Below are 14,278 nucleotides of genomic sequence, written 5' to 3'. Positions count from 1 at the left end.
TAGCATTCTTTAAATTTATTTCAAAAACAAATGGATTGTCCACTGTCATTTTATAAAATTATGATGTGTAATCTTCTCTTTTGTCGTAAGAATTCCAATCAAATTCATAATTCCATTCAGAATTTTCAAAGTAATCTTGGAAACGTATTTCGCCATTTGATTTAATGCAGAATACAAAATTCTCAATTCCGTTAACCTTGAAGGTCAAAATATAATAGTCCAATGGTGTAAAATTCAATTTGAAGCCTTTGGTGTTAGTTTCCTTCCCGATAATCGCTTGAGAGTTTATAAGCTCAATTTCATTTACTTTTGTCTTTTGACATATTCTCGAAATAGCAAGAGCGATTGATGCTTCTTTGTCAATAAATCTAGGTTTATTTTTTTTCGAAAAAAGAGATATGATTTTATTGCCAATTTCTTTCCAAGCCTCTAGGTTTTCATTAATATTTTTACCTTGAGAGAATATAGTTCCCGCAATCACAATAATTGTTACCCATAAATCTGCTCCACCACCAATATCCGCATCAGTGTATTCAGTCTTATAATCAATGAATTTTTCCGTTAGTTCTTTTTTGAGTTGGTTGTCATCTTGTGATATAGCAATTCTCATATTTAATTGTATTGAAGGTGTTTTTTTTATGCAATGTAACGTGATTGTGTATGATTTAAGCACTAAAGTTAACAAATAAATGACAGATAAAATATTCCATAGAAATGTTCGTAAGTAGGTTTAAAACAATCAAATAATTATACAATATATTTTAGCCAGTTTATTTTTTATACATCACAAAGTCAAGCCCAGTATCTAGTCGTTTAAAATACTGCCTTACTAGCAATTATTAAAAACTAAATCCAAACATAAACGTATCGTTTACCAAACCGCTACCTTGGTAAGCACGGACATAATCGACACGTAAAAAACGCATTTTACCCCAACCTAGATTGCTCAATCCAAGTGAATATTCGGTGTATGGTTTGTTTTCTTTTGTGGCTGCTGCATTAAATCCTGCAACGAGGTTAAAGTTAAGCTTATTTAATAACGGAATTTTGTTTAAAATGTACCCTTTAAAGTTGTGTTCGGCATGGATTTCGGCGTAAGCCTTATTAGTACTTAAAGCATAATAGGGTAAGATTTTAAAGGCATTAATATAATTACCATCTATAACCAAATTGGTTTGATTACCGCTAAAATGGTGGTAGTCTATAAAGGCTATATTATCGGCATTGCTAAAAATACCTCCTTTGGCCAAATAGGTCAAATCCCCTTTGTTACCAAGATTTAAACTTTGATGAATTAAGCCTTTGAATTGATCAAAATTATAGTTGGAGTTATTGCTTCCAAAGCCTTTTTCGTAACCTAAATAAAGTGTTGGAATTTTACTATTTGGAAGGTTGTATTTTCCAAAAGGATAACTCATATAATTCTGACCAAAGTTAATACGCGTGTTAACATTAAGTTTCATGATGTTGTGTGCATCAAAAGACGCTACGCCATTAGCTGTTGGATCTATGGGATTATTACTAGTGTAGTCTCTGTTATCTTGTGGATACCAAGCTTGGTCTGTGGTGTTAAATAACGGTTTTCTGTCATTATAACTTAAATTAGAATACAGATGTAATCCATTTAGTAGCTCTTGGCTGTAGTTTAACTGGGCAAAATTACGATCGTAAATTTTTAAATAATTTTTTTCTGCGGTAAGCGAGTAGAATGTGTTTAGGAATGGTAAACTAGATAGATCAGGATTAAACTGTTCCACCTTACTACCTCCAGACAAGGATAGGTTTGCTCTGTTTTTTTTGTCAAAATGATAACTGATAGTTCCTGTCGCTCTTAAGCGGTCATCGGACGCGCCATAATTTATACTGGACGACAGTTTAAAAGACTCGGGGCTATCGTCTTCAAAGTACTTTCTGTAATCAGCAGTTAAAGTACCGTTCCAACCTTGAACCGTATTATAGGCTAATTTGCTGATAGGAGAGGAGATGCTGAAATAGGTTTTTTTATATGAGTTGTTATAACTGTAACCGCTTAAAATATCACCAATTTTAAATCTATTATTGACACCGTCAATAGAATCTAAATACGGTTTAGACTCTCTGATTAGTTGTATGCTGTCCCGTCTAACATAATCGTTAGCTTCTAAATTGGTTAATGGGACGGGTCTTTTGGTCTCCCAGTAAATGGAGTCTTTTTTGTTGGCGTTATCTTCAAATGATAAGACTTCTCGGGTAAAATTCTTTTTATCAAAATTTGGGTTAAACTGATAATCGCTATAAGCAGCGGTAAAACGCCCATCGCCATTAAATCCGAAAATACCGAATTTAAAATCGAATAGTTGTGTTGTTTTAACCCATAATTGATCATCTTTATAATAGGTAAATGTCTGTTTGATATTAAATAAATCGACCGCTGGTATTTGGGCTTGTTGTCCTGTTAATGTAACATCTGTACCAAATAGACTCCATTGGTCTTCTACAATATAAATAAAACCTCCAAAGGCTTTGTCGTTTTTACGTTTTGGTAGTAATTGAATTTTATTAATAAGGTTTCCTAAGTCATCATAAAAGGTACCGACTAGCTTATATCTATAATAATTGAATGCAAAATCAGAAATTGGAGAGACAATCTCGCTCCCTAATTCAAACGTATTTTGGTAAAAGTTAAATTCGACATCAGTCGCATTATTAAAACTAAAGCCATTACTGTCGCCACTAACTTTAGACGCTATAATGGTTTCTTTTATTGGTTTTGGAGATTGGTATTCTAATTTAGATATGGTTTCTGATAAGTACACAATACCTGTTCTGGTACTGTCTAATGCACCGTCTAAATCGCCAACTTCTTGGCCCATAACTTTTTCTGGGACATCCACCATTTTTAATAAACCTCTAGAGTAAAAGTCGGCTTTAAAAGACTTGAGCTTATTAAGGTTGTCTTTACGCTTGGCAATAGTTTGTCTGATTATGATATTGGCTGGATTTTCATCCGAATTGATAACGACCTCATCTAAATTAATATCTTCTTCTGAAAGCACAGCGTCTAATACAAATGGTAATTTGTTGATAGTAACTGTCTTTTTTAACGTTTTATAACCTAAATATTGAAACGTAATCGTGTAGTCTCCTGTTTTAGAAATGTCTAATAAATAATTACCATCATTATTTGTTGTGGTCCCAGTATAGGTGTGTTCAATAAAAATATTGACTACAGGAAGTGGTTCGTTTTGGTTGGAGGTTACAGTACCTGTTATTTGAGCGAATGTAAAGGTGCTTACTAAAGTAAATAGTGCCAGTAAAGAATATTTCATTAAAGTTGGTTGTTTATTAGTATAGACGCAATTTTTTACAAAAGGGTTGCCTAGACTTCAAACATATAACTTATTGAAATTGAATATTGTTATAGAAATTATAAATTTTGGATTTCAACTTAAAAAAAGAACACCACAAATACGGTTTTTAATAAATTGAAAATCAGTAAATAAGCGGTCATTTAATTGAAAGATTTTTTAATACGATCTAAATCACGCTTGTTATCTCTGTCCTTCATGGTTTCGCGCTTATCGTAAAGTTTTTTACCTTTTGCTAAGGCAACATCTAACTTTGCTAATCCTTTTTCGTTTAAAAATAAACGTAATGGAATAATGGTTAAACCAGAGGTGTTGACCTCTTTTAATAGCTTTTTAAGCTCTCTTTTGTTTAATAATAACTTACGTTCTGCTTTTGGCCTGTGGTTATAGTAATTACCATAAGCATACTCTTGTATGTTCATGTTAATGACAAATAACTCGCCTTTGTCATTAAACTCACAAAAGGATTCTGCAATAGAAGCTTGACTATTTCTAATAGATTTAATCTCTGTTCCGGATAAAACGATTCCAGCAGTGTATTTATCTAAAATTTCGTATTGAAATTTAGCCTTCTTATTAAGTATGTTTATCTTTTTTTGCATTAGTGCAAAGCTAATAAAATAGAAGTTAAAGTAATTATAATTGTTTAGTCATTTTGTGCATACCCTTAAATTGCTCCCTAATTAATTCAAAATGTAAGGGGTAGGAGTCTATAATTTTAAAACCTGCTTTTTTGTAAAAATGTAAAGCTTGTACCTGTGTGTCCATAGCTTCCAACCAAATAACAGTCGATTGTTGTGCTTTTGCATGGTTTTCTGATACTTGCATTAATTGCTTACCTAAGCCTAGTCCTTGATACTCTTGATCTAAATATAAACGGTGAAGTTTTGTGGACGCCTCTGCTTTATCATGCACTAATCTTAAAATACCGATGGTTTTATTGTCGTATTTAATAAAATAATAAGCGGCAGTTTTAACGTTTAATTCCTGAGTTAAGTTATTTAAACTGTACTGAGAATGTATATACCAATTGCAATCCTTATTTTTCCAAAGCTGTTGGTACGCTGGCGGATAAATACGTTGCATTAGTTGTAATAATACCTCATGATCAGCTAAGGTAATAGGGGTTACGTTTAGCATTATTTTAGGTCTATAACTTGATCTGTAATTTGTCCATTGGTAATGGTTACAATAAACAGTTTGCTATTGATGGTTTCGTCAATATCCTTGTATTTCTCTTGATTTATTATCGCATTTACAAAACGAGGTGTGGTATTGCTGTGTCCAACAATTAACACTGATTGGCCTTTAGTTTCTTTTTTAAAGGCTTCATAATCTGGATCTCTAGGCGAGTATAAAATAACAGGTAATCTTTTATTAGTAGCTGTTGGAAAGGCGGTGCTAAAGGTGCGTTTGTAATTAGTGGTGTAAATAGCATCTATTGGTTTGTGTTTAAAATAACGCTTCCATTGTCTCGCACGACGTTTGCCTTTTCTGATTAATTCTGGATTATGGTTAGTGGCATCGCTTTTATCTTTTTCGGCATGTCTAATAAAATAATACGTTGTCGTTGCTGTTTTTGTATCGTCTTGTGCTTTTACCGAAAAAGTAAACAGCAGGACTAAAATAAGGAGTACTAGTTTTTTCATGAGTCAATATTAAGCTAATTCTAAAGCAATGTCGATCATTTCTTTAAAAGTGGTCTCTCGTTCTTTACTAGTCGTTTTTTCTCCAGTAACTAACGAGTCAGAAATAGTGCATATCGTTAAGGCGTTAACATTATGCTTTGCAGCAACCGTGTATAAGCCTGCGGTTTCCATTTCTACACAAAGGACACCAAATTTACTCCATTTTTTATAGGATTCGAAATCATCAGTATAAAACTCGTCAGACGTAAATACATTTCCGGCTTTTATTGGAATATTTTTGGTTTTTGCTGTTTCTACTGCTTTTTGAAATAAGTCAAAACTTGCAGTCGGGGCATAATCTGAACCTCCAAATTTAAGTTTGTTAACACCAGAATTGGAAGACGCCGCCATCGCTAAAACCACGTCTCTAATTTTAATATGTTCTTGATATGAGCCTGCGCTGCCCACACGTATCAAGTTTTTAACACCAAATTGTGTGATTAATTCATGGGCATAAATTGAAATACTAGGCACGCCCATTCCTGTGCCCATTACAGAGACACGTTTACCATGATAGGTGCCTGTGTAACCAAGCATACCTCTAATCTCGTTAAAACAAACAGGGTTTTCAAAAAAAGTTTCGGCAATCCATTTAGCTCGCAAAGGATCTCCTGGTAATAATATAGTCTCTGCAACATCGCCTTTTTGGGCGCCAATATGTATGCTCATTTTGTGGTGTTTTTAAGTTGAATTTTTTAAGCTTGGAATTAGTATTTGTTTTCTGCGGAAGCATTGCCAGTAACGATTGCAATTCCGTTAGAAGTTCCAATACGTTCTACACCCAAAGCAATGTATTGCATTGCTGTAGTTGTGTCTCTAATACCGCCTGACGCTTTTATTTTGGTGTTGCCATTACCAATAGCATTTTTCATTAAGGTTACTGCATGTACGGTTGCACCTCCTGTACCAAATCCTGTAGATGTTTTAATAAAGTCAGCACCAGCTTTAATGGCAAGTTCACTGGCTTTAGTAATTTCGTGGTCTTCTAAATAACAGGTTTCTAAAATTACTTTTAAGATGTTGTTAGGCATGATTTGTTTTACCGCCTTTATGTCTTGATAAACGGCGTCAAAATCACCACTTTTAAGAAAGCCTATATTTAGGACCATATCAACCTCATCAGCGCCCTCTTTTAAAGCTTGTTTTGTTTCTTCAACTTTGGCCATAGTACTCATGGCTCCTAAAGGAAAACCAATAACACTGCACACGTTAACCTTGCTATTTTTTAATTCGGCTTTAGCCAAACTAACATGACAACTATTTACACAAACGGAAAAGAAGGTATTATCCATCGCTTCTTTACAAAGGGTAATAATAGCTGCTTTGGTGGCTGTTGCTTTTAATAGGGTGTGATCAATATATTTATTTAAATTCATAATCAAATTTACACTTTTTGAAAAAGAGTTTTCATGATTATAGTCATAAAATAAAAATGTTATTAACTTTAGACTTTACAAATAATGTACTATGAATATTGAAAAAGAATACGATTTAATTTGTGTTGGCGGTGGAATAATGAGTGCAACATTAGCACTAATCTCTAAGATATTAAAACCCGATTTAAAAGTTTTAATTGTCGAACGTTTAGATGCTGTCGCTCAAGAGAGTTCTGCTGCTTGGAATAATGCAGGTACAGGCCATTCTGCTTTGTGTGAACTAAATTATTGTCCTGAAGAAGAAGGGCAGGTTGTAATAAAGAAAGCAATAAAAATTTGCCAACAGTTTGAAGAGTCTAAGCAGTTTTGGAGCTATTTAGTGGAAGAAGGTTTGTTGGAAGATCCAGATGGTTTTATTGCTGCTGTACCACACCATAGTTGGGTGTTGGGGCAAGAGAATTCTGATTATTTAGAACAACGCTTTGAGACCATGAAAAAACATTTCATGTTTGATACCATTCAGTTTACAAAAGATAAAAGTAAAATGAAAGAGTGGTTTCCTTTAATAATGCATGATAGGGAAGACAATGAGGTTATGGCGGCTTCTAGAATTGATAGAGGGACAGAGGTTAATTACGGGGCGTTGACTAAGGCTTTATTTAATATTTTAGAAACTAAATTTGACACACCTGTTTATTGTAATATGGAGGTTAAGGATATTGATCCTAGTCCAGATATTGATTGGACTGTAGCGGTTAAAAACTTGAAAACTAAAGCCGAATTTAATTTAGAGTCTAAACACGTTTTTATTGGAGCCGGTGGCGGAAGCTTATTATTACTTCAAAAAGTAGAAATTGAAGAAAAAGAAGGCTACGGTGGTTTTCCGATAAGCGGAGAGTGGTTAGTTTGTAAAAATGAAGATCTTATAAAGCAACACAATGCTAAAGTATACAGTAAGGCCGGGTTGGGAGATCCACCAATGTCTACGCCGCATTTAGACACACGCTTTATTAATGGTAAACGCGAATTATTATTTGGTCCTTTTGCAGGTTTTAGTCCTAAGTTTTTAAAAGAGGGTTCTAATTTTGATTTGTTTAAGTCTGTTAAATTTGATAATATTTCGCCTTTATTAGGTGCTTTTTGGCATAATCTACCTTTAACTAGATATTTGATCGAGCAAGTGACCTCATCTCATGAAGATCGTATGACGGAGTTACGGAAGTTTGTAAAAGATGCAAATAGTGACGATTGGGAAATTTTAGTAGCAGGGCAACGTGTTCAAATTATTAAAAAAGACGAGTTTGAAGGTGGCGTTTTACAATTTGGGACAGAAGTAGTCAGTAGTAAAAATGGAAGTGTTACTTGTTTGTTAGGTGCTTCTCCTGGAGCTTCTACAGCAACATCTGTTATGTTAGAAGTATTAGAGAAAGCATTTCCTGAGGTATTACATTCTGAAGAAGGGAAAAAAATAATGCATAAAATGATTCCTTTTTTTAATGCTGAGGTTACTGAAGACTTGTTTAAAGCACAATTAGAAAAAAGCAAGAAGGCTTTAAAATTATAATAATAAAAACATATTGAATACATTACAAAATTATACAACAGACAAGATTTTTACTAGGCTTTTGACAAATAAATCTAATAAAAATTATTGGAGTTATGTTAGTGAATTGAGGAAGCGCAAAACGGAAGCTGTTTTTAAGAAGTGTGTAGCGCTAACACATTCTATTAGTTTAAAAGACCGAATTTTAGGTGTAGACATTTTGTCTCAATTTGGTTACCCAAGATTACATAAAAAAGAAATTATCAATATTCTTTTTAAACTTTTGGAAACGGAGGTTGATAGAAAAATGGTGTCATCAATTTTTTATGGGATTAGTCATAACAATGAGAAATTGACTAAAAAACAAATACATTTAATTTGTAAATTTAAGAATCATAAAAGTGTGTATGTTAGACATGCTTTAGTTGCTGCGTTAAGCACTGTAGAGGATGAAAAAGCATATGATGTTCTGATAATGTTGTCAACTGATAAGGACTCTAATATTAGGGATTGGGCTACTTTTGGGTTAGGTAGTCAAAATGATACTGATACAGAAAAAATTAGAGCAGCATTGTGGAAAAGAATTTCTGATAAAGATGACGACACTAGATTTGAAGCTATTTCTGGTTTAGCCCAAAGGAAGGATAAACGCATTAAAAATATATTACTAAAAGAACTTGAAAATATTGACGCACATGTTTCGTTAGTATTAGAATCAATTGAAGCCTTAGAGGATCAAAGTTTTATTCCAATTTTAGAACAAAAAATAAAAGAGAATCGAACATTAAAGGAGGTAAATGAAGATGAGCTTCTTGCCGCTTTGAATGCGTTAAAAGTGGCTAATTAAACGAAATCATAGTGTTTTTAATCAATTTGCATATAACTAAAATTTAGATATGCTCTAATCCACTAAAAAATCACTGGATTTTGTTTTATTTTTATCTTTAATAATTTCACTTACCCAATAGATAGCATCACTTAGATTGTCAAAAGTATTAAAAGGTCTATTGTGAAATTTATTTTCAAATATAGATATTTCCCTCATTTTTTCATCAACAGTGATTACTGCAAAAGCGACTAAATTTGGTAGTTTTTCAGCTGCAGTATAGACTAATGGGTTGACAGAATAAGAGTTGATTCTATTGGATATAAAAGCGAAATTTTTATTATCAAAATGCTTTTTAATGATTTCGACAAATAGCTCTGTTTCTTCATCATTTATAAAAGCACCTTCTTTGACTTGTTTGATAAGAAAGTCGTCAAAAACGTAAACATCAGTATTACCTATATCGTAAAAATGGAACAGTCCCATGTAGTATTTTGGTTTTGGTTAGTCGTTTAATTTATTGAAGATACCATTAAATATGGAATAAGTAAAATCTAAAATTAGATTTTACAACTACAGTAACACTATTTAATCGTTAAAATAGCGTACTTGTTTGATATACAAATCTCTGTCATCACTGTCTAATTTAAACTCGATATCTAAACCAAATGCTAGGTATTTCTGCTTAGATTTATAAACGTTATAGTAGTAATGTTTCTTTATTTTTTCCAACTGTTCAGACAGGTTAATAAGTTCTGCTTCTGTCATTACTAAGTCACCATTATTAAGGTTAGAATGAGAAATGATCTCTACAATACGCTTATCGTTATATAATTTGGAAGACGATCCGGAGTAACAAATAACCTGATCGCAAGTCACACCGTCTTCAGGTTGGACGACGCTGGCTTCACCAAGTTGTACGTTTATTACGTTTCCTAAATAGTTTTTTCGATATAAGTTTTTAGTAATGGCTACACCATTAGCTTTTTCGTTAGGGAAGGAGCGATGGACTAAAATCCCCATGGCAATACTATTTTGGTCAATATTAAAGTAATCACGTTCCAAAAAAGCACGTTCGTACCATAAGCTTGACCATACTTTTTTGATCGCTTTTTCAATAGATTTTTTTTCGCTTCCTACAATTCCTGTTTTAGAGTCGTATAAACCGGCACCAGAAAACCCAACAATATCTTCAGCATTAGTCGAACTTCTAAAACGCATACGTGTGTAGTCTCCTAAGCTTTTAATTTTTGCTTCTACTTTGGCTATTAAATCAGGGCTAAGAGGCGCTTTTTTTATTTTTTTCTGAATGGCTTTTAGTTGTTTGGTTAAGGCTTTGGTATCTTGATTGATTTTAAAATCGTAAATCATTTGTTTAATTAAAACATCAGCACCAGAAGCTTTGATATGTGTGTCGTAAAAATGAAAGGGAATAGCAAAGGCAGATTCCGGAATTTTAAATTGTTCTTTTTTAGCTAAATCATACAATACGCCAAAGTTGGCGGCTTTTCCACCAACAGTATTTATGGAATTTTGGTTTAAATCGTCGACATCAATTAAGTGTTTAACACTAATGTTTGTCTCTAAAAACAACGTTTCTTTTTTCTTCTTTTTTGTTTTTCTTTCAAACTGCTCTTTAGAGATTGGTTTGATATAAAAGGTGTCCAAAGTAACTTCAAAAGAGACATATTGATTGTCGAAACTTTTTAAAATATCAGATTGCATGGCTTTGGTATATGCTGCTATAGGAATTTGTCTGTTTTTTCCTAAAACTGAAATATGGCTTAAAGGGGTTTGCAGAATAGTAGTGATTACACCAGCGGTAATCGGTAATTCTAATATGGGTTGGTTGATCACTATAATATCATGCTTGGTAATGTTGTTTTGTTTTAAAGAATCAACATCAACAAATTTTAAGCAGCCATAGCTTTTTTGAGCACTAACTGCTTGATAGGTTTGGTCTCCATACAAATCTGAAGCCGATATTGCTGGAATACCTAAAACTGATCTTAATTTTTCTAATCTAGACGTGTTTAAAAAGAAATTAAAATTTTCGAAATATGTAGCTTCTTTAATAGCGTCGTAAAACGTTTTAATGTCTCCAATCAACATATCATCAATAGGCGAAAGCTCTAGGTTGTAAGTGTCATTGGCTAAATAATGGTTAATGTTTCCGAGTAAAAAACGCTTGTCTTTATGTTGTGCTTTATAATTAGAATTATTGAACTCTTTAAGGGTTTGTGGTATCTCTAAATAGCCTTTACAAAAACGGTAATGGTATTTGTAGGTTTTGCTATTAATAAAATATAGTTGTTTTTCTTCGATATCAAAAACCACTTTTAACGCATCAATGTTACCATATTTATTTGTGTTTGGTGTTGTTTTTAAAGCGTTGAAATCGGAAGCAGAGGTCAAAACACGTTTAAACTTTGTCTGAGATGTAACAAGTGTTGAGGTTACTATAAAAAGAACGACCAGATGTTTTTTAATATAAGATGTAATCAAGCTAAGGTTGGTTTTTGTTAAAGAATTACAATATAAAACAAAAAAAAAGCAACACGCCACTTTTGTAAAGTATTGTGTTGCTTTTCAACTAACCAACCATAATCAAAACGTACTGTTTTACCGTTTATTTTGTGTTAACAGAACTTTGTGATTATACTTCTTCTGTTACTAAGGCCTCTTGATTTCTAAAGACCAATTCGCCATCAAAAGCATCTAGTAAAATAATGCTATCTGTTGTGACCTTACCAGATAATATCTCGCGACTTAATTGATTTAAAACCTCTTTCTGAATCACGCGTTTTACAGGTCTAGCACCATATTCTGGATCATATCCTTTCTCTGCTAAATAAGTAATAGCTTCTGGCGTTGCGTCAAACGTAATACCTTGTTTGCCTATCATTTTAGATAGCCCTTTTAACTGTAATCCCACGATTTGCGTGATACTGTCTTTGGTTAATGGCGTAAACATGATAATATCATCAATACGATTTATAAACTCAGGTCTAACCGTTTGTTTTAGTAATGCTAAGACATCTACTTTTGCACCTTCCATAGCAGTATCTATATCTTTTACAGCATCAAAGCGTTCTTGTATTATTTGACTTCCCATATTGGACGTCATGATTATAATAGTGTTTTTGAAATCGGCAATACGACCTTTGTTATCTGTTAAATGCCCTTCGTCTAATACTTGTAATAAAATATTAAACGTATCTGGATGTGCTTTTTCAATTTCGTCTAAAAGCACTACAGAATAAGGTTTACGTCTAACGGCTTCGGTTAATTGTCCACCTTCGTCATAACCAACATATCCTGGAGGTGCACCAACTAGTCTGCTTACCGCATGACGCTCTTGGTACTCACTCATATCAATTCTAGTCATCGCGCTTTCGTCATCAAACAGATATTCTGCTAATGCTTTGGCTAATTCCGTTTTACCAACTCCAGTTGTTCCTAAAAACAGGAAGGTCCCGATTGGCTTTTCTGGATTCTGTAACCCTGCACGACTACGTCTTACAGCGTCACTCACCGCAACAATAGCTTCTTCTTGACCAACGACGCGTTTGTGTAGTTCGTTTTCTAAATTTAAAAGCTTTTCGCGATCCCCTTGTAACATTTTAGTTACTGGGATGCCTGTCCATTTAGCAACGACTTCTGCAATATCCTCATAGGTGACTTCTTCTTTGATTAAAGAATTCTCAGATTGGTTATCAGCTAAATCTTTCTGTAATTTCTCTAACTCTTCTTGAGCTTCTTTAATCTTACCGTAACGTAACTCGGCTACCTTACCGTAATCTCCATCGCGTTCTGCTTTTTCGGCTTCAAGCTTAAAGTTTTCGATATCTTGCTTTCTGTTTTGTATGTTGTCTACAACTTCTTTTTCGCTAATCCATTTAGCGTTGATTTCGTTACGTTCTTCTTTTAAGTTTGCTAAGTCTGATCGTAATGTTTTTAATTTACTTTCGTCTTTCTCTCGCTTAATGGCTTCGATTTCAATCTCTAATTGCATTACTTTTCTATCCAGAACATCTAATTCTTCTGGTTTAGAGTTGATTTCCATGCGCATTTTAGCAGCAGCTTCATCCATTAAGTCAATGGCTTTATCCGGAAGAAATCTGTTTGTAATGTAGCGTTGAGATAACTCTACAGCTCCAATAATAGCATCATCTTTTATACGTACTTTATGGTGTGCTTCGTATTTTTCTTTAATTCCTCTTAAAATAGAAATGGCGCTTTCAGTATCAGGCTCGTTAACCATTACTTTCTGGAAACGACGCTCTAAAGCTTTGTCTTTTTCAAAGTACTTTTGATATTCGTCTAAAGTGGTTGCTCCAATAGCGCGTAGTTCTCCACGAGCTAAAGCGGGTTTTAAAATATTTGCAGCATCCATTGCGCCTTGTCCGCCACCAGCACCAACTAATGTGTGAATTTCGTCAATAAATAGTACGATATCGCCATCACTTTCGGTTACTTCTTTAATAACCGCTTTTAGACGTTCTTCAAATTCTCCTTTAAATTTAGCACCTGCAATTAGTGCGCCCATGTCTAAGGCGAAAATTTGCTTATCGACTAAATTTTCAGGGACGTCACCATCTACGATTCTATGTGCTAAACCTTCTGCAATAGCCGTTTTACCAGTTCCTGGCTCACCAACTAAGATGGGGTTGTTTTTAGTACGACGAGATAATATTTGAAGGATTCTTCTAATTTCCTCATCACGACCAATAACCGGATCTAATTTTCCATCTCTTGCTAATTTGTTTAAATTTTTAGCGTATTTATTAAGGGAATTGTAGGTTTCCTCTTGACTTTGCGAGGTAACACGGTCTCCTTTTCTTAATTCGTCTATTGCTGCTTTTAAACCTTTTTCTGTTACACTTTGGTCTTTAAGCATTTGTGCTATTTTACTGTTTGATTTAAAAACAGCTAAAATAAAGTGTTCTATAGAGACGTAGTCATCATTCATTGCTTTTGCAATAATAGACGCTTCGTTTAGAGTTTTACTAGCTTCACGAGACAGCATTAAATCTGCTCCTGTAACTTTAGGAAAACTTTCTAATTGCTTATCTAATGCTAATTCTAAAACATTAAGATTGACATTCAATTTTTTTAAGATGAATGGTAATACATTTTCATCAACCTCAAAAATGGCTTTAAAAAAGTGTTCATTTTCAATTTGTTGATGACCATAACTTTGCGCAATCTGCTGAGCGCGTTGTATGGCTTCTTGCGATTTGATTGTATAATTATCTGGGTTCATATAGTGTGTTTATTTGTAGTTCCGCATAAGCGAAAACTTATGTTTATAATTGTTTTATGCTAGCTGTATTTCAATTATCTTACCAAATGTAATTGCAAGACAAAATGTCGCTAAAGTGTTGTTTTTAGCTGACTTTTAGTCAGTTTAGCTTTGTTTCTAATTTCTATGTAAGTTACTTAAAACGTTTCGACATATTCAATGATAAATATCATAAAAGTGATATTTTTGTTTA

General features: G+C 33.5%; 12 protein-coding genes. 2 read left to right on the top strand and 10 right to left on the bottom strand.

Annotated features, from left to right (window positions below; genetic code table 11):
* Nucleotides 1-58: 58 nt before the first annotated feature.
* The 7 genes from E9099_RS18760 to deoC form a co-directional block, all read right to left on the bottom strand.
* Nucleotides 59-610, bottom strand: a complete 552-nt coding sequence (locus E9099_RS18760) for a hypothetical protein (RefSeq protein WP_136585032.1) — start codon at nt 608-610, stop codon at nt 59-61.
* 229 nt (nt 611-839) lie between these two features.
* Nucleotides 840-3,308: a DUF5686 and carboxypeptidase regulatory-like domain-containing protein gene (locus E9099_RS18755; RefSeq protein ID WP_136585031.1), complete on the bottom strand. Its 2,469-nt coding sequence runs from the start codon at nt 3,306-3,308 to the stop codon at nt 840-842.
* Between the two features lie 182 nt (nt 3,309-3,490).
* A complete protein-coding gene (gene smpB / locus E9099_RS18750; RefSeq protein WP_136585030.1) occupies nt 3,491-3,949 on the bottom strand; it encodes an SsrA-binding protein SmpB in 459 nt (152 codons plus the stop codon).
* 34 nt (nt 3,950-3,983) lie between these two features.
* Nucleotides 3,984-4,487 (bottom strand): GNAT family N-acetyltransferase, encoded by a 504-nt coding sequence (locus tag E9099_RS18745; protein ID WP_136585029.1) that lies wholly within the window; start codon nt 4,485-4,487, stop codon nt 3,984-3,986.
* The gene (locus E9099_RS18740; protein WP_136585028.1) at nt 4,487-4,996 is read right to left on the bottom strand and encodes a SixA phosphatase family protein; all 510 of its coding nucleotides are present in this window, start codon (nt 4,994-4,996) and stop codon (nt 4,487-4,489) included. The genes E9099_RS18745 and E9099_RS18740 overlap by 1 nt, the downstream gene beginning before the upstream one ends.
* A gap of 9 nt (nt 4,997-5,005) precedes the next feature.
* Entirely contained in the window at nt 5,006-5,704 is a 699-nt protein-coding gene (gene deoD / locus E9099_RS18735; RefSeq protein ID WP_136585027.1) for a purine-nucleoside phosphorylase, read from the bottom strand.
* A 38-nt stretch (nt 5,705-5,742) separates the two neighbouring features.
* Entirely contained in the window at nt 5,743-6,411 is a 669-nt protein-coding gene (gene deoC / locus E9099_RS18730) for a deoxyribose-phosphate aldolase (protein WP_136585026.1), read from the bottom strand.
* Nucleotides 6,412-6,502: 91 nt separating this feature from the next.
* On the opposite strand from deoC, the gene mqo reads away from it, so the two are divergent.
* Nucleotides 6,503-7,975 carry a malate dehydrogenase (quinone) gene (mqo, locus tag E9099_RS18725; RefSeq protein ID WP_136585025.1) on the top strand — a complete coding sequence of 491 codons (1,473 nt, stop codon included), beginning with the start codon at nt 6,503-6,505 and terminating at the stop codon, nt 7,973-7,975.
* A gap of 13 nt (nt 7,976-7,988) precedes the next feature.
* Nucleotides 7,989-8,801 carry a HEAT repeat domain-containing protein gene (locus E9099_RS18720; RefSeq protein ID WP_136585024.1) on the top strand — a complete coding sequence of 271 codons (813 nt, stop codon included), beginning with the start codon at nt 7,989-7,991 and terminating at the stop codon, nt 8,799-8,801.
* A gap of 54 nt (nt 8,802-8,855) precedes the next feature.
* Here E9099_RS18720 and E9099_RS18715 read toward each other — a convergent pair whose 3' ends face one another.
* From E9099_RS18715 to clpB, 3 genes are all read right to left on the bottom strand, one after another.
* Nucleotides 8,856-9,266, bottom strand: a complete 411-nt coding sequence (locus E9099_RS18715) for a hypothetical protein (protein WP_101018197.1) — start codon at nt 9,264-9,266, stop codon at nt 8,856-8,858.
* Nucleotides 9,267-9,368: 102 nt separating this feature from the next.
* Nucleotides 9,369-11,285 (bottom strand): PEP/pyruvate-binding domain-containing protein, encoded by a 1,917-nt coding sequence (locus E9099_RS18710; RefSeq protein WP_136585023.1) that lies wholly within the window; start codon nt 11,283-11,285, stop codon nt 9,369-9,371.
* A gap of 151 nt (nt 11,286-11,436) precedes the next feature.
* Complete coding sequence (clpB, locus tag E9099_RS18705) at nt 11,437-14,046, bottom strand: ATP-dependent chaperone ClpB (RefSeq protein ID WP_136585022.1); 2,610 nt, start codon at nt 14,044-14,046, stop codon at nt 11,437-11,439.
* Nucleotides 14,047-14,278: the final 232 nt, after the last annotated feature.

The organism is Psychroserpens sp. NJDZ02 (assembly GCF_004843725.1).
Classification (GTDB): Bacteria; Bacteroidota; Bacteroidia; order Flavobacteriales; family Flavobacteriaceae; genus Olleya.
This window is presented reverse-complemented; position numbering and strand designations above follow the sequence as displayed.

Excerpts from the sequence above, each read along its gene's own strand:
- E9099_RS18745 (WP_136585029.1), bottom strand. The coding sequence starts at position 4,487 with ATGCTAAACGTAACCCCTATTACCTTAGCTGATCATGAGGTATTATTA.
- E9099_RS18715 (WP_101018197.1), bottom strand. The coding sequence starts at position 9,266 with ATGGGACTGTTCCATTTTTACGATATAGGTAATACTGATGTTTACGTT.
- deoD (WP_136585027.1), bottom strand. The coding sequence starts at position 5,704 with ATGAGCATACATATTGGCGCCCAAAAAGGCGATGTTGCAGAGACTATA.
- smpB (WP_136585030.1), bottom strand. The coding sequence starts at position 3,949 with ATGCAAAAAAAGATAAACATACTTAATAAGAAGGCTAAATTTCAATAC.
- deoC (WP_136585026.1), bottom strand. The coding sequence starts at position 6,411 with ATGAATTTAAATAAATATATTGATCACACCCTATTAAAAGCAACAGCC.
- clpB (WP_136585022.1), bottom strand. The coding sequence starts at position 14,046 with ATGAACCCAGATAATTATACAATCAAATCGCAAGAAGCCATACAACGC.
- E9099_RS18755 (WP_136585031.1), bottom strand. The coding sequence starts at position 3,308 with ATGAAATATTCTTTACTGGCACTATTTACTTTAGTAAGCACCTTTACA.
- E9099_RS18740 (WP_136585028.1), bottom strand. The coding sequence starts at position 4,996 with ATGAAAAAACTAGTACTCCTTATTTTAGTCCTGCTGTTTACTTTTTCG.
- E9099_RS18760 (WP_136585032.1), bottom strand. The coding sequence starts at position 610 with ATGAGAATTGCTATATCACAAGATGACAACCAACTCAAAAAAGAACTA.
- mqo (WP_136585025.1), top strand. The coding sequence starts at position 6,503 with ATGAATATTGAAAAAGAATACGATTTAATTTGTGTTGGCGGTGGAATA.